Here is a 16,274-nt window from a genome sequence, read left to right as displayed (position 1 = left end):
AAGATCGGGTCTTAAGCGGCGCGAAAAGCTGCCTCCGTTTCATGTTGCTGGTAGCTAACCAGCAACACATTCAAGATACAAGCGGCGCGATTTATCGCGCAATAAATTGCGCCGCTACAGTCCGAGCAATAGACATTGCTCAAGGTGACTGCTACTCCTCTTTCTCTATCAGCAGCGCTTCCAGCAGATCGAGATCGTGCAGCAGTTTCTGCATCGTCTCGTTGGAAATTTCCTGGGTGGCACGCAGGTGATACACCTCGGCGCGCTCGGCACGCAGCGCGTTGAGGCGGAAACGACGCTCAAGGTTTTCGGCAAACTGCGCCTGCTCGATATCGTTTTTACCCTCGGCGCGGCGACGCAGATTACCGATCACCCGCAAACTCACTTCCTTCAGCAGCTCCGGATCGATGTTCTCTTCGGTGTCGGTCTCCAGACGCTGCTCCATTTTGTGCAGGCTTTCAATCGCCACGCCCGCCATGGCCGCACGCGCGAATTGAATCTCACGACGATGACCTACCTTATCGATGCTCTCCACATCGCGCAGCAGAATCGGCAGCAGCACCACGCCAACCAGCAGCGAAATCAGAATCACGCCGGTGGCGATGAACACCAACTCGTAGCGCGCCGGGAACGGATCGCCGTTGCTGAGGAACAGTGGAATCGATAGCACACCCGCCAGCGTGATGGCACCGCGCACCCCGGCAAACGAGGCAATCAGCAGTTCGCGCAGTGAGTAGTTGGTAAACTCCAGCGGCTTCTTCTTCAGCAGGCGCATGCTGGTGCGCTTCATGATCCACAACCAACCAAAACGCACGACCATCAGCGCGGCATAAACCAGGAAGACGTCAGTGAACAGCATCCACAGTTCGACGTTTGGATCGGCGTTGGCCTGCGCAATGGAGGTGGCCAGGATGTCTGGCAGCTGCAGACCGAGCATCAGGAACACCATGCCGTTGAAGACGAACTCCAGCATCTGCCACACGCTATTGGCGCGCAGGCGCATGGCGAGCGGCGCCTGACGGATAATGCCGGAGCGCGTGATGGTCATACCCGCCGCCACGGCAGCGAGGATACCTGAGACGCCAAGGTGTTCCGCAATCAGGTAGGAGGCGAACGGTAACAGCAGCAGCAGCACGGTTTGGGTGGCCGGATCGTCCCCGCTCCAGCGGCTCAGCAGACGCAGCGAGCGGCCATACAGCCAGCAGATCACCACGCCGGCAACCAAACCGCCGACCGCCACTTTGAGGAACTCGACGCTGGCGCCGCCCCAGGTAAACACCATGGTGCCCATTGCCACCGCAACGGCAAACTTCAGCGACACCAGGCCAGATGCGTCATTCATCAGGGCTTCGCCCTGTACAATCGACATAATTTTTTTCGGGATACGCCCTTCACCCACAATGCCGGACAGCGCCACGGCATCGGTTGGCGAGAGCACCGCTGCCAGCGCAAAGGCGGGAATCAGCGGAATCCCCGGCACCAGCCAGTAAATCAGATAGCCAATCCCGACCACGGTAATCAGCACCAGAACCAGCGCCAACCCCATGATTTCACGACCGTGATGGAGAAACTCGTTAATCGGCGTTTTCCAGCCATCTGCAAACAGCAGCGGCGGAATAAACAGCACGAGGAACAGTTCCGGATCAAAATCGACATGCAGGCCGAAGACGGGAAAAGCGAGTAATGCACCGGCGGCAATTTGCACCAGCGGCAGCGGAATTTGGAACGGCAGAATGCGTGCCGCCACGCTGGAGAGTGAAACCACCAGCGTCATGATGAGAATAGTAAAGAAGATTTCCATGCTGTCCTTAGGCGAATCAATTTCATTAAAGCGATGTTGTTGCGTGGGAAAGTGTAAAACAAAACGCCGCACAGCGGGGCAACCCGATGTGCGGCGTGGAGCAGAAAGAGAATAATCTTGAAATTTATTCGCTTTAGAGTCAGATGGCCCAGCCACCGGCATAGAACGCCACCAGTGCGACAGCAATCACCACGGTGCCGACGTTGAGTTTGCGCCACTCGCCGGCAAACAGGCGACCAATCACCAATGAAGCGAAGCCGAGCATAATGCCGGTCACAATGTTGCAAGTGAGTACGATGAACACCGCGGTCAGCAAGCCAGACATCGCATCAACGAAATCGTTGAAGTCGATTTTGGCCACGTTGCTCAGCATCAGCAGACCCACGTACATCAGCGCCGGAGCAGTTGCGTAAGCCGGAACCAGATACGCCAGCGGCGACATGAACAGAATCATCAGGAACAGCAAACCGACCACAATCGCCGTCAGACCGGTTTTCCCGCCGGCTGCGGTGCCCGCCGCCGATTCGATATAGACCGCAGCCGGCGATGCACCGACCAGACCTGCAAACACGCTGCTGAGTGAATCGGTGGTTAACGCGCGGTCGCCGTTGATAATCTGCCCCTCTTTATCCAGCAGATTGGCCTGCCCCGCTACCGCGCGGATGGTACCGGTGGCATCAAACACCGCCGTCATCACCAGCGCCAGAACGCTTGGCAGCACCACCGGTTGCAGCGCACCCATGATATCCAGGCTAAACATCGCCGATTGACCGTTAGCATCCTTCAGGCTTGGCATGGCAAACAGACCTTGATAGGTCACCGCTGGATCGAAAATCAGACCAATAATCGAGATGGCGATGATGGTCAGCAGAATGCCGCCCGGCACGCGCCGTTTCTCCAGGCCGAAAATCGCCGCCAGGCCTACCAGCGCCATGATCACCGGAAACGAGGCGAAGTGGCCCAATGCTACCGGCAAACCTGCCGCCGGGTTCTTCACCACCAAACCAATGCCGTCAGCGGCGATCAGCAGCAGGAACAGACCGATGCCGACGCCGGTGCCATGCGCGACGCCCATCGGTAAGTTACGCAGGATCCACGCGCGAATGCCGGTTACCGAAATTAGCGTAAACAGTAAGCCCATCAGGAAAACGGCGCCCAGCGCCACCGGTACATTAATGTGCTGGCCGAGCACCAGGCTAAAAGCGGTGAAGGCGGTCAGCGAGATAGCGCAGCCAATCGCCATTGGCAGGTTGGCCCACAGGCCCATGACGATCGAACCGACGCTTGCCACCAGGCAGGTAGCAACGAACACCGCCGTTGGCGAGAAGCCCGCTTTGCCCAACATGCCGGGCACCACGATAACCGAGTACACCATCGCCAGAAACGTGGTGAGACCCGCCAATACTTCCTGACGCACGCTGCTGCCGCGTGCAGAAATGTTGAACCAGGCGTCCAGTTTTCCACTGGCCGGGCGCGATTCGCCAGACATAATCATTCCTCAATATTTTTGTGATGTGAGTCGCCGCACGGCGCACGTTTGCCGCTCCCTGATGAAGCTTTTCCTGAAGAAAATCAGGCAAACGTTTACGTCGCCGCGTATTCCAGGTCGTAAAAGGGGGACACGGAAAAAAGGCAAACGATTATCTGGCCTTTGGCATGGCGTTTTCAACTACTAATCGCGGGTAATACAGGATAAATCCAGCCAATGGGTTTCCCAGGTCGCCATGAATGGCGACCCTACGATCATGGGCTTTATCGGGGCGTCATTCATGACGACCTGGCCGCAATCAACTCTGCAATTGAATCGGGCCGCCCTGCTCTAACGCGCGCTGCCAGGCGGCGCGCTGCTGCATGGTTTCCAGCCAGCGCGCGGTGGCGGGCATATCACGCAGGGAACCGCGCATTTGCAGTGCCAGTAGCGGGAAACTCATCTGCACATCGGCGATGCTAAATCGTGAACCGGCGAAAAAGGGATGCTGCGAGAGATGTTGTTCGATCACGCTGCCGTGCAACGCCAGCTGTTTGTTCAGCCAGGCCTTTTGAATCCCTTTGCTCAGCGCAATACCCGCCGGACGCAACAGCCACGGCACCGGCTTTTTGCCCAGCTGCGCAAACACCAGCTTCATCACCAGCAGCGGCATCAGCGATCCTTCGGCGTAGTGCAGCCAGTAACGCGCCTGAATCTGCTCCTCTTCATCGCTTAACATCAGCTGATGCTCGCTGTCATATTTCTGTTGCAGGTATTCAAGGATGGCGCCTGACTCAGCAACCACACGATTGCCATCGGTAATAACCGGCGATTTTCCCAGCGGATGCACTTTCTTTAACGAGTCGGGCGCCAGCAAGCTATTCTCGCGCTGGTAACGTTTAATTTGGTAAGGCACCGCCAGCTCTTCCAGCAGCCATAACACGCGATGCGAGCGGGAATTTTCCAGATGGTGAACGGTGATCATACGGTTTTCCTTGCCGGTAAGTGTGCTGGCAAGTATAGCGGATTAACGCTTCTGCTCGTCTTGCTCGGGATCGAGTAACACCGCACCCGAACCTTGTTCGCCCAGGCGGTCACCCGGATTGCGCAGCGGGCAGTCACGCATCGATAAACAGCCGCAACCAATGCAGCCATCAAGATCGTTACGCAAGCGGGTGAGCGTTTCGATGCGTTTATCCAGCTCTTCACGCCAATGTTGGGTTAGCGCATCCCACTCCTGCGTCGACATACGCTTGTTGGCCGGCACATGGTTCAGACTATCGCTCACCGTGGCGAGTGGAATGCCGATGCGTTGCGCAATTTTAATAATCGCCACGCGGCGCAATACGTCGCGGCTATAGCGACGTTGATTGCCGCCGTTGCGCGAGCTGAAAATCAATCCTTTGGTTTCATAAAAGTGCAGCGCGGAGACCGCTACGCCGCTGCGTTTGGCGACTTCGCCCGGCGTCAGCACCGGCTTCGGGTAATTGCGTTCTTTTTTCATTTAGGGCCTTTACCTCAAGTTAACTTGAGGAATTATACTCGCACCCCAGCAAAACTTCGAATTTCTAACCAGGTAATAACCATCAGAAGGATGAGGCTATGATGCAACAGGAAATCATTCATTCGCTGACCCACTGGATCGATCAGAATCTGGATAAAGCGCTATCAATTGATGAAGTCGCAGCAAAATCAGGTTACTCAAAATGGCATCTGCAGCGTATGTTCCGTGCCGTCACGAAACAAACGCTGGGTGGCTATATTCGCGAACGTCGCCTGACGCTGGCTGCAGAAGCACTGCGTCAAACTCAGCGTCCGGTATTTGATATCGCCATGCAGTACGGTTACGACTCGCAACAGACTTTCTCGCGCGTGTTCCGCCGCCAGTTCTCGCAAACGCCGACCGCTTATCGTCATACCATGCGCCGTCAGGCGATGATTCAGCGTCCGCGCTTGCTCAGCTTTGACTGTGTGGATAGCAGCATGAACAGCTTTGCCCAGCGTACTACCGGCGAGTGCTGCCCGGTAAGCTAACCTTTTCAGCGCGCCCCGTGCGGGCGCACCTCCCCTTTCCTGCCTGTCTCCTCCCCCAATTTTCGATAAAAATTTTTCTACCATACAAGGTATAAATTTTGTTCAAAATTTAAAATCGAGTGATATAATGTGAGCCAAGTCACACTTTCCTGTTTGCAGTAAGACGGCCAGAAGGGCTTCCCTGACCTTCCTTCTTTGCCGCCCGTGATGTCGATCGAATGTCGGGGATATCACTGATCCTAAGAGGTTTGCTACAGATGGCTACGTTAACCACCAGTTTGATCGTTATGCGCTGGGAACTCCTGAGCGCGGTAATGATGTTCTTCGCCAGCACCATGAAAATTCGTCTGCGTCAAAACAGTCATCACGTGATGGCGCTGCTGTGTGGGGGAATTGGGGTTGGCATGTCCTGCTGGTTTGTTACCGGCCTGCTTGGCATTACGCTGAGCATGGAGAATCTGCACAACTTTATGGAAATTTCGAAGAACGCCTTTATCGAAGTGATGAGCCAAACGCCGACCGACTGGCCAATGCCTTAATCGCTGCCCATAAAAAACCCCGCTTACGCGGGGTTTTTTATTTTGCTGTGTGATTCTTAAATTTTCTTCAATACGGCCGGAATAGTCACTTCCGCCACCGTGACGCCCGGTATCTTCGTACCGCGACGATCCTGAATCCACATATCACCCATCATTTGATTTAGCCCGCGATCCAGACCGGTAACCAAGCCAGCGCCCGGCGTGAAGGTTAATTCGCCGAAGTAGATCTGGTCGTTATCGATGTACCAATCCACGCGCACATAATCGAAATCACTCGCCAGCTTTTTACTCAGCGCCAGGGCGTGCTGTAACGAGGCCATCTGCGGCGTAACGTCCAGGCCAGTATCACGAATCTTGTGATACGCCTCGTTAAGATTGTTAACGTAAAAATTCATCGACAACAGCGGATTACATCGGTTGTAGATCACCTGCAGCACATATTCAAAGCTGCCATCGCGCTTATTGAACATGTGGAATTTGTAATCGATCGGCGCCGTTTTACCATCGCCAATATACTGCTCGACCAGGATGCGCGGCTTAATGTAGCGGTAATGAATCTCACGCGCTTCGTTAGCAAAGTCGGTCTTCAGCCAGCGGTGGCAGTCGCTAATGATCTGCTGCTTCTTCAGTGCATCCGGCTCTTCCAGCAGGATTTCGACCATATTAGACGCGTGATTCGGCTTAATAACCGTGTTTTTCCAGCTCGGCAGCGTATGCAGCGAGCTTGGATCGCTGGTTTCATACACCAGTGGGATCAGGTATTCGCTGCCCACTTTCTCGGCGATGTATTCGCGCACCGAATATTTGTCCGACAGACGGCCATAGATCTGATAGTCACCGTGGACAAATTTGCGGTACAGCACCTTCTCGTTAAAGACTTTCGGCTCACGCAGATTGGGCAGCCTGCGGAACTTGTGAAAGTAGTAGATACGATCCTGGGTAGCCCAGGGCATCTTCTTAATGAAGTACTGCACGCTTCTTCTGAGTTCTTCTTTCAACTTGAGCATATCTGACCTCATTTGTAGGTTTTGTAGTTGAGTGAGGAAACCTGGATTTTTTGGATGACGCCGTTTTTGAAGAAGTAATTCATTACGGTAAGGGACAGCAATTCTGAGATGAAAACGCTCCAGGCGGCACCCATGATGCCGTAGCTCTGGATCAGCCACCACGACAGCGGCAAGCTGATAACCATCAGGCAAACAATTTTCTTCAACAGATAATTAAACCCGCCTTCTTTGACCATGTAGCGATACGCCACGGTCCCCATCGCCGAAAAGCAGGTTGCTAACGACAACAACGTAATGAGACTTCCTGACTGTGTGTACTCGTGACCATACAAAGCGATGATGATTTTTTCGCCGTACATCGCGATCACCGCTAACAACAACAATGAAACACCCATGACATAACCATTAAGCCGTGCTGTCAGCTTGATGGCGGCTTCTCCACGCTCACGGAAAATTTCCGAGAAACAGGAAGTGATGATGGCGACCGGGATAAAAATCCATGAAGCCGAAATAGTATTGGCGGCAGCGAACAGGCCGAGGTCGCGCGCAGAGGCGATACCCGCCAGGAACATCTGTGCCGCTTTCACCTGCACCGATATAAAGATGCTGGAGATAGCCAGCGGCAGTCCGGCGTACAGCAGATAGCGCAGATAGGTACCGCGCTTCTCTTGTGGCGGCGCCACATCCTGATTCTCGCGATAAAAGTTAAAGCGCTTAATCACGTACGGCACCAGCGTGACGGCGACAATCGAAACGGTCAGCCACAGCGGATTGAGGTGCAGCCAGGCGATGGCAAAACTCAGGGTGAAACCCAGCAGCAAACCGACAGAGTTGGCGATGGTATTTAGCCGCGAAGCCAAACGCGCGTTGTTATAAACGCTGAAAGTGTCCTGCGTGACGAAAACCGAAGAAATAAACGAGGCCAGAGCAAAGGCAAGGAAATTTTCCTGCATGTTGTACCAGACCCAAATCAACACCGGCAGCGAAGTGAGCAGCAGTAACACCATGCGCATGTTGCGCGCTACGGTCATCAGGCGCAGACCTTTCGGCGCACTTTTACTGATGCGCTTAAACAAAATGGTTTCTGTCCCGAAAATCGCCACGGTTTGCACCATGGAGAATAGCGAGGCGGAAAACGCCATTTGGCCAAAGATGGTTGGGCCAAAGGATTTTGCCACGTAGGAGGTCACAAATATGACGCCGAACACGGAGACAATCTTTTCAGACATCATCCAGGCGGCATTAGACATTACGCTCAATTTCATTGACTGATCCTTAGTATTACGAACTACAACAACTTTCGGTACAACATCCTTGAAATGAATTAACAAGCGCTCAGTGGGCCTGACTTATTTTAAGAACTTCAAACCAAACTGGTCCGAAAAATGAGACTCGCGTCGATAATTAGAGAATATATTCAGGAAAATTCTGATTAAATCCGGCGCGAAACTCAGTGGATGTAAACGATTTCAGCCTAAATTCTAAGCAAAGGTTTACTGGCATAGCCCGATATTTCTGTAAGGGGTTTATGCCGTTTTCCATGGAATGTAGTATTTTTCTGCATTTGGGATGGAGAGAATTTATATCAAAAACCTAACGCCCGGAAGGCGTTCATTGGCATTCATAATAAAATAAGATTTATCCCATGATGATATTTCTTATAAATATCTTAATTTAACCCTCGCAATTCAAATCGCGCACTTTAATACTGCATTAATAGTGTTTTTGCAGTGCCAGATATTAATACAGTAATTCTCATCCACTAATTGATAAGAAAGGTAATAGCATTTATGAGAAAGTCACGATATAGCGAAGAGCAAATCACAAATGCCATTAAAGCTTCTGAAACGGGAGTGAAAGTCAGGGAAATTTGTGAGGAGCTTGGCATTTCCGAGGCCACTTTCTATAGCTGGAAGAAGAAGTTTTCTGGGCTATCTTCAGAAGAAGGCAGAAAAATCAAGGAGCTAGAAGACCAGCTTCTTAACCTCACGCGTGAGCTGCAATCACTGAGTTCCGATAAAGAGATGCTGCAAAGCGTATTGAAAAACTTCTTCACCACCAATGAAAAGCGCCAGGCGGTTAACTTCCTGCAAACCACATTCGACATAGGTACCCGTCGTAGCTGCCGTTTACTGGATATTAGCCGTAGCGTTTATCATTATCCTGCAGGTACAGATAATCGCTAACACCATTAAGGCCGATGTTATTTGACTTAATGCTGAGATTTGTTCTTACCAGAAGATATGAAGATCATTTAATTCGGCGTTCACAACATAACAATTCGAACCAATTTTTCCTGATGAATTCCATCGCGGAATTGCTTCCTTTTTTGCGGTAAAATAGATTCACATCAGCAAAAGTCTCTCTATTCAAGCCATTTAAACGAAGTCCAATCTCATTACGGTGAGATTGGCGCTTCGATTATTACTTTATCAACATTAATCATCTGACCTGAATGCAGACATTTCTGTTAAGCATTAATGAACAACTGCATGTAACCGCTCACACACTCACTCTGTTTTAGAGTGGATCTGTTCCGGCATTCATTTGTCATAATGCTGATGCACGTAGACTAAAATTCGTTGCGCGCTGCCAGGAATAGTCCGGATAAGAAACGTTATCTCCCCTAAACAATAACCGCAAAAAAGCGCGAGAAAAGATAAATAGTCGGGGATTAATCATCGCTGCGCTTAATGGTTTTTTATCCGCATCACATCGAATGATTCTTAACACCACACTATCTCCTTAAGCAAAAAGTGGCTTTATAGCCGTTTTATTCAGTGCCAAAGGGCAATAAACGGTAGGTTAGATGCATGTTTTTCGCGTTATCTGCGTGCGCTTTTGCCGCTTTAGGTCCCCCGCTAGCAGGAATCACAGCCGCTTATTGAAGGTTTAGGTCACCTTAAGGCTAACCTTTAAGCGCCACAGCGCTGCCAGAGCACGATGGCTTATGACAAATGAGCACTAAAATAGCGTCTAAATTCGGCAGGAATGTTATATCGAGGTTCAGATGAGGGGTAGAAATGGCAATAGCGTCCGCAGATCGGGTTGGTCAAATTCTTAAAATACAGGGGAATACGCTGCCGAAATGATTCTTCAGCAGCGTTATTTTGCTGATTTATACCGCTGTGATTTGCGGCTGCGGTTTGATACGCATCGCGTAGATCACACCAATAATCAGACAGCCAATACCCACCGCGGTTAACAGCGGCGGCCAGCTTTGTCGCCAGAGGAAGGTCCACAGCAAACCCGCTAAGGTTTCAAACACGATTAACGGTCCCATGATCACCGTCGGCACGCGCTGACTGGCGGCATTCCAGCACAGCGTGCCCAACCAGGAACAAATCAGCCCAATTGCTAACATCAATAATAGAAAGCGTTGCGGCTGCGGTCCGAACGGCAGATCAAATCCAGGTTGCTGCCAGTAAAGTTGCCCGCAAACTAATAGATAGAACACCAACGCCAGCGGCAATGTCACTAACCCTTGCGCCGTCGCCCAGCTTGAGGGTTTGTGTTGGGGATGGGCACGCATCCACAAACCGTTGCGCAGCGGATACCATGTCCAGCATGCCACCGCCAGCACGGCTAAAAGCAAACCGGTTAAATAACGCGACCAATCAAAATCCGGCCCCTGGGTTTGCAACTCCGCGGCATTCACACAAGCCAGCCCTACGGCAATAATCAGCAGAGCGGGCGTCAGCTTGCGCCACGGCAAGCGTCCTTCGAGGTGGCCATAGCAGAGATTCGCGGTCACGGTGATCACCACCGGCAAGGTACCGATAATCATCGTGGAAATCGGTGCGCCGGTGCGTTGAATCGCACTGGCGAGTAAGGCGTAATACAGCAGATTACCGATTAGCGACAGTTTCAGCGCTTCAAACCAATCTTTACGCGTTAGCTGTCGTAAACGACGGCGATCCAGCCAGGCGAGCGGTAACACCACTAAACCAAAGGCAACATAGCGCCCGGCCGATTGTAAGGTGCCCGGATAATCCGGTATTAGCAGCGGGCCGACAAAGATCAATCCCCACATCAGCCCCGCAGCGAGGGCAAACAGTATTCCAGCAAACATAAACTCTTCCTTTATAGGCATTCCGCTGCAGTGTGACGCAGCCTGGCGTTAAAGGCTTGTAGCAGATTGCGGTTAGCGCAGTGGGAAGACTTGTTTTTGATAGCGGCCGGGTGTGATGCCGTAGCGATGCGCGAAGGCGCGCGTGAGATGCGCCTGATCGGTCAGGCCGACCGAAGCTGCAACCGTGGCGGCACTCTCACCACGCGCCAGCAGTTGTTTGGCGGCAAACAAGCGAAACGCCATCAGCATTTGATGCGGGGTAACGTGGAAGTGTTGTTTGAAGCTGCGCAGGAAATGCCATGGCGACAGTGACGCCAGCGCAGCAAGCTCTTCGAGGCGCACCGGTTCGGCGAGGTTTTCCCGTAAATAGTCTCTTACCGCATCAAAGCGGTGTGCGCCTTCGATCGGTCGTTGCTGTCCCTGCCGTGCCAGCGGCCGCATTAACTCCAGCAGTTCAAGCAGAATGCTTTCGCGCTCCAGCGCAGTTTGCGCCTGCCACATCTGCGCCAGCAGTTGAGAAAACGGCTGCGCCAGACGCGCATCGGTGCGCAGTGCTTCATTGAACCACCAATGACGATCGCCCGTCAGACGATCCATTTCGTGCGGATCAATATAGATCATGCGATAGCGCCAGCCTTCGTCGCAGGCCGATTCGCCGGTATGCAGTTCGTCAGGATTCATCATCACCAGCGAATGCTGCGGCGCGGTGTAGTTGGCACCACGATAGCGAAAACGCTGAGCACCGGATTCAATCGTCCCGATACCAAAGGCTTCATGCGTATGGGGTTCAAAGGCGTAGCGGGAGATGTGCGCCTGGTAAAGCTCAATGCCCGGCAGCTCAGCGAAATGCTGAAACTGCGCACGATCTTGCTCGCAAGGAAAGACTTCAGGAACCACCTTCACCACACACCTCCAGATTAAAACCTCTGTAAGCATGCGCGGCAGTAGCGATAAATGCAAAGCGGATTTGCTTTACCTCATCGCGTATTCACTGGACACTAAAACGACTTAAAAAGGAGATAAATATGGCCAATCGCGTGGTTGTGGTAGTGGATATGCAAAATGGCGTGCTGGCAACGCCGCGTTTTGATCGCGCCGGACGTTGTGAGCGAATCAATCAGTTAACCGCCGCAGCCGATCAGGTGATCTTCATCCAGCACGTTGGTCCCGGTTTAGAGGCTAACTCCGCAGGCTGGGCAATCGTGCCCGAATTACACCAGCCAGCCAACGCCATCTTCGTCAACAAAACCGCCTGCGACAGCTTCTGGCAAACCGATCTCGCCGCCCACCTCGATCAGCTCGAGATTAAAAGCTTTGTGATTTGTGGCTGCGCGACCGATTACTGTGTCGATACCACGATTAAAGTCGGCGCCAGCCTCGGCTATCACATCACGGTCGCCGCCGATGCGCATACCACCGCGGACCGTACTTATGCTTCGGCACAGCAGCAGATCAATCAGCATAACGAAGTATGGGCAGATTTGATTATGCCGGGCAATCCGGTGTTGGTTCGCGAAACGGAAGCGTTGCTGCGGGAATGGCGACCGCATTAATGCAGGAATAGGTTCAGCTCCAGTCGAAAAAAAACTGCCACTCCTCACGGAATGGCAGCTCTGGATTCATTGACAAAGCGCCCGAGTGTTCAGGCGAATAATCAGAACGGAATATCGTCGTCAAAATCCATTGGCGGTTCGTTGTTCGCCGGTGCGCTCTGCTGCTGTGGACGCTGCTGCGCGCCGCCGCTGAACTGGTTGCCACCGCCTTGCGGCTGCTGTTGTGGCTGCTGTGGCTGGCCCCAACCGTTGTTATTGCCGCCGCCCTGACCGCCCGCCGGTGCGCCACCTGCGTTCGCGCCCTGCTGACGTCCACCCAGCATCTGCATGGTGCCGCCAACGTTCACAACCACTTCAGTGGTGTATTTTTCCTGGCCGCTCTGGTCGGTCCATTTACGGGTGCGCAGCTGGCCTTCGATGTAAACCTGGGAACCTTTACGCAGGTATTCACCCGCCACTTCCGCCAGTTTGCCGAACAGCACAACACGATGCCATTCCGTGATCTCTTTGTTTTCACCGGTGGCTTTATCGCGCCAGCTTTCTGACGTGGCCAGCGTAATGTTGGCTACCGCGCCACCATTTGGCATGTAGCGCACTTCCGGATCCTGACCCAGATTCCCGACTAGAATCACTTTGTTTACGCCACGACTGGCCATGTTGCTGTCTCCCGATGAGTTGATGCTAAAAGTCTAAGCGAAAAATTGTATCACGTCACATTGGCGTGTGCCCACTTTAGAGCGGGATTCCAATTTTTTTCCAGCAAGCAGAATAGCAAAAAACACTGGATATTTATTCAGGTTATTTTTTGTGCCATAATGGAGCGTTTCTGCTGGTCGTGCTGGCAAGGCATGGCGAGTGTTGTTCAATCCGGGAAAGGTGAATGGATAAGATCGAAGTCCGCGGTGCTCGCACCCATAATTTGAAGAACATCAACCTGATCATCCCTCGCGATAAGCTCATTGTGGTCACCGGTCTGTCAGGTTCCGGTAAGTCTTCGCTGGCGTTTGATACGCTGTATGCTGAAGGCCAGCGTCGCTATGTCGAATCGCTTTCGGCCTATGCGCGCCAGTTTCTTTCATTAATGGAGAAACCGGACGTTGACCACATTGAAGGTCTTTCGCCCGCCATCTCCATTGAGCAGAAATCGACTTCGCATAACCCGCGTTCCACCGTCGGCACCATAACCGAAATTCACGACTACTTGCGCCTGCTGTTTGCACGCGTCGGCGAGCCGCGCTGTCCGGATCATGACGTTCCGCTGGCCGCGCAAACCGTTAGCCAGATGGTCGATCAGGTATTGTCGCAGGAAGAGGGCCGTCGCCTGATGCTGCTGGCGCCAGTGGTGAAAGATCGCAAAGGCGAACACACCAAAACGCTGGAAAATCTCGCCGCACAGGGTTATATCCGTGCGCGCATTGACGGCGAAGTGTGCGACCTGTCGGATCCGCCGAAGCTGGAATTACAGAAGAAACACACCATCGAAGTGGTGATTGACCGCTTCCGCGTGCGCGAGGATTTGGCAACGCGTCTGGCGGAATCTTTTGAAACCACGCTGGAACTCAGCGGTGGTACGGCGATCGTCGCCGATATGGACGACACCAATGCCGAAGAGATGCTGTTCTCGGCGAACTTTGCCTGCCCAATTTGTGGCTATAGCATGCGCGAACTCGAACCGCGCCTGTTCTCGTTCAACAACCCAGCCGGCGCTTGCCCGACCTGCGATGGTTTGGGCGTGCAGCAATATTTCGACCCCGATCGCGTGGTGCAGAATCCCGAGCTGTCGCTGGCCGGTGGCGCCATCCGCGGCTGGGATCGCCGTAATTTCTACTATTTCCAGATGCTGCGCTCGCTGGCAGAGCATCTGCAATTCGATGTTGAAGCTCCGTTTAACAGCCTGAGCGACAATGCGCGCAACGTGATTCTGTACGGCTCCGGCAAAGAGAATATCGAATTCAAATACATCAACGATCGGGGTGATACTTCGGTGCGCCGCCATCCGTTTGAAGGCGTGCTGCACAACATGGAGCGCCGTTATAAAGAGACGGAATCCAACGCGGTACGCGAAGAGCTGGCGAAATTTATCAGCAACCGCGCTTGTGCCAGCTGTGAAGGCACCCGTTTGCGTCGTGAAGCACGTCATGTCTTTGTCGAAAACACCAACCTGCCGACCATCTCTGAGATGAGCATCGGGCATGCGATGGAGTTCTTCGCCAATATGAAGCTGAGCGGCCAACGCGCACAGATCGCCGAGAAAGTCCTGAAAGAGATCGGCGATCGCCTGAGCTTCCTGGTCAACGTCGGCTTGAACTACCTGTCGATGTCACGCTCGGCAGAAACGCTCTCCGGCGGTGAAGCGCAGCGTATTCGTCTGGCCAGCCAGATTGGTGCTGGCTTGGTGGGCGTTATGTATGTACTGGATGAACCCTCCATCGGTCTGCATCAGCGCGATAACGAACGCCTGTTAGGTACGCTGATTCACCTGCGCGATCTCGGTAATACGGTGATTGTGGTAGAGCACGATGAAGATGCGATTCGCGCGGCTGACCATGTGATCGATATCGGGCCAGGCGCTGGCGTGCATGGTGGTCAGGTGGTGGCGGAAGGCGATGTGCACGCGATCATGGCGAATGAAAATTCACTCACCGGCCAGTTCCTTAGCGGCAAGCGTGAGATCGCGATTCCAAAAGAGCGCGTCAAAGGCGATCCCGCCAAAGTACTGAAACTGACGGGTGCGCGCGGCAACAACCTCAAAGACGTCACGCTGACGATTCCGGTCGGCTTATTTACCTGTATTACCGGCGTGTCCGGCTCGGGTAAATCGACGCTGATTAACGATACGCTGTTCCCGATTGCGCAGCGCCAGCTCAACGGTGCTACCACCATCGAAGCCGCGCCTTATCGTGAGATCGCCGGTCTCGAACACTTCGATAAAGTGATCGATATCGATCAGAGCCCGATTGGCCGTACCCCGCGCTCTAACCCCGCGACCTATACCGGCATTTTCACGCCGGTGCGCGAGCTGTTCGCCGGTGTGCCGGAAGCGCGTTCACGTGGATACAATCCTGGCCGCTTCAGCTTTAACGTACGCGGCGGACGCTGTGAAGCCTGTCAGGGCGATGGCGTGATCAAGGTAGAGATGCACTTCCTGCCTGACATCTACGTGCCGTGCGACCAGTGCAAAGGCAAACGCTATAACCGCGAAACGCTGGAGATTAAATACAAAGGCAAGAGCATCCACGAAGTGCTGGATATGACTATCGAAGAGGCGCGTGAGTTCTTCGATGCCGTTCCAGCGCTAGCGCGTAAGCTGCAAACGCTGATCGATGTTGGCCTGTCGTATATCCGCCTCGGCCAGTCGGCGACGACGCTGTCAGGCGGTGAAGCCCAGCGCGTTAAGCTGGCGCGTGAGCTGTCAAAACGCGGCACAGGCCAGACGTTGTATATCCTTGATGAGCCGACCACCGGTCTGCACTTTGCGGATATTCAGCAACTGCTGGAAGTGCTGCATCAGCTGCGCGATCAGGGCAACACCATCGTGGTGATTGAGCACAATCTCGACGTGGTCAAAACCGCTGACTGGATTGTCGATCTTGGTCCGGAAGGTGGCAGCGGCGGCGGGGAAATCCTGATTGCCGGCACGCCAGAAACGGTGGCAGAGTGTGAAAAATCACACACGGCACGTTTCCTTAAGCCAATGTTGAAAAAGTGATTTTCTCTCAGGCCCGCTAATGCGGGCCTTATTTTTACTGCCAATTCCCACAGCGAAATGCAGGAACAGGCAAGAATCAGACAACTTCAGG

14 protein-coding genes are annotated in these 16,274 nt (G+C 53.3%); 5 read left to right on the top strand and 9 right to left on the bottom strand.

The genetic code is table 11. From position 1 onward, the window contains the following. Window positions 1–151: 151 nt before the first annotated feature. The 4 genes from PMI17_RS15965 to soxR all read right to left on the bottom strand — a co-directional run bounded on the left by PMI17_RS15965 (window position 152) and on the right by soxR (window position 4,773). Complete coding sequence (locus PMI17_RS15965) at window positions 152–1,801, bottom strand: Na+/H+ antiporter (protein WP_009128655.1); 1,650 nt, start codon at window positions 1,799–1,801, stop codon at window positions 152–154. A gap of 139 nt (window positions 1,802–1,940) precedes the next feature. Beyond that, window positions 1,941–3,290: an NCS2 family permease gene (locus PMI17_RS15960; RefSeq protein WP_009128653.1), complete on the bottom strand. Its 1,350-nt coding sequence runs from the start codon at window positions 3,288–3,290 to the stop codon at window positions 1,941–1,943. Between the two features lie 298 nt (window positions 3,291–3,588). After that, window positions 3,589–4,254, bottom strand: coding sequence for a glutathione S-transferase family protein (locus PMI17_RS15955; RefSeq protein WP_009128649.1), 666 nt, complete (start codon window positions 4,252–4,254; stop codon window positions 3,589–3,591). Between the two features lie 42 nt (window positions 4,255–4,296). Continuing rightward, window positions 4,297–4,773, bottom strand: coding sequence for a redox-sensitive transcriptional activator SoxR (soxR, locus tag PMI17_RS15950; RefSeq protein WP_009128647.1), 477 nt, complete (start codon window positions 4,771–4,773; stop codon window positions 4,297–4,299). 98 nt (window positions 4,774–4,871) lie between these two features. On the opposite strand from soxR, the gene soxS reads away from it, so the two are divergent. Both soxS and PMI17_RS15940 read left to right on the top strand, forming a co-directional pair. Beyond that, on the top strand, window positions 4,872–5,303 hold the full coding sequence (gene soxS / locus PMI17_RS15945; RefSeq protein WP_036621487.1) for a superoxide response transcriptional regulator SoxS: 432 nt from the start codon (window positions 4,872–4,874) through the stop codon (window positions 5,301–5,303). 257 nt (window positions 5,304–5,560) lie between these two features. Further along, on the top strand, window positions 5,561–5,842 hold the full coding sequence (locus PMI17_RS15940) for a YjcB family protein (protein WP_008109973.1): 282 nt from the start codon (window positions 5,561–5,563) through the stop codon (window positions 5,840–5,842). A gap of 56 nt (window positions 5,843–5,898) precedes the next feature. Here the strand turns inward: PMI17_RS15940 and PMI17_RS15935 are convergent, their stop codons facing one another. Further along, the gene (locus PMI17_RS15935) at window positions 5,899–6,849 is read right to left on the bottom strand and encodes an ATP-grasp fold amidoligase family protein (protein WP_009128641.1); all 951 of its coding nucleotides are present in this window, start codon (window positions 6,847–6,849) and stop codon (window positions 5,899–5,901) included. Between the two features lie 8 nt (window positions 6,850–6,857). Further along, window positions 6,858–8,114: a polysaccharide biosynthesis C-terminal domain-containing protein gene (locus PMI17_RS15930; protein ID WP_009128638.1), complete on the bottom strand. Its 1,257-nt coding sequence runs from the start codon at window positions 8,112–8,114 to the stop codon at window positions 6,858–6,860. A 525-nt stretch (window positions 8,115–8,639) separates the two neighbouring features. Here PMI17_RS15930 and PMI17_RS15925 point away from each other — a divergent pair. Then, window positions 8,640–9,035, top strand: a complete 396-nt coding sequence (locus tag PMI17_RS15925; RefSeq protein ID WP_008109970.1) for an IS3 family transposase — start codon at window positions 8,640–8,642, stop codon at window positions 9,033–9,035. Window positions 9,036–9,967: 932 nt separating this feature from the next. Here PMI17_RS15925 and PMI17_RS15920 read toward each other — a convergent pair. Together PMI17_RS15920 and PMI17_RS15915 are read right to left on the bottom strand one after the other, a co-directional pair. After that, window positions 9,968–10,921 (bottom strand): DMT family transporter, encoded by a 954-nt coding sequence (locus tag PMI17_RS15920; RefSeq protein ID WP_009128636.1) that lies wholly within the window; start codon window positions 10,919–10,921, stop codon window positions 9,968–9,970. Window positions 10,922–10,993: 72 nt separating this feature from the next. Further along, window positions 10,994–11,857 (bottom strand): AraC family ligand binding domain-containing protein, encoded by an 864-nt coding sequence (locus PMI17_RS15915; RefSeq protein WP_369751418.1) that lies wholly within the window; start codon window positions 11,855–11,857, stop codon window positions 10,994–10,996. Between the two features lie 89 nt (window positions 11,858–11,946). Here PMI17_RS15915 and PMI17_RS15910 point away from each other — a divergent pair, with 89 nt between their 5' ends. Then, entirely contained in the window at window positions 11,947–12,474 is a 528-nt protein-coding gene (locus tag PMI17_RS15910; protein WP_009128632.1) for an isochorismatase family protein, read from the top strand. Window positions 12,475–12,575: 101 nt separating this feature from the next. Here PMI17_RS15910 and ssb1 read toward each other — a convergent pair whose 3' ends face one another. Next, window positions 12,576–13,130 (bottom strand): single-stranded DNA-binding protein SSB1, encoded by a 555-nt coding sequence (ssb1, locus tag PMI17_RS15905; protein WP_009128630.1) that lies wholly within the window; start codon window positions 13,128–13,130, stop codon window positions 12,576–12,578. A 224-nt stretch (window positions 13,131–13,354) separates the two neighbouring features. Here ssb1 and uvrA point away from each other — a divergent pair, with 224 nt between their 5' ends. Beyond that, window positions 13,355–16,183, top strand: coding sequence for an excinuclease ABC subunit UvrA (gene uvrA / locus PMI17_RS15900; protein ID WP_009128627.1), 2,829 nt, complete (start codon window positions 13,355–13,357; stop codon window positions 16,181–16,183). Window positions 16,184–16,274 lie beyond the last annotated feature (91 nt).

Origin of the sequence: Pantoea sp. GM01 (assembly GCF_000282675.1) — a bacterium.
Lineage (GTDB): Bacteria > Pseudomonadota > Gammaproteobacteria > Enterobacterales > Enterobacteriaceae > Pantoea > Pantoea nemavictus.
Note: the sequence above shows the minus strand (reverse complement) of the source record. Positions and strands in the feature narration are given on the sequence as shown.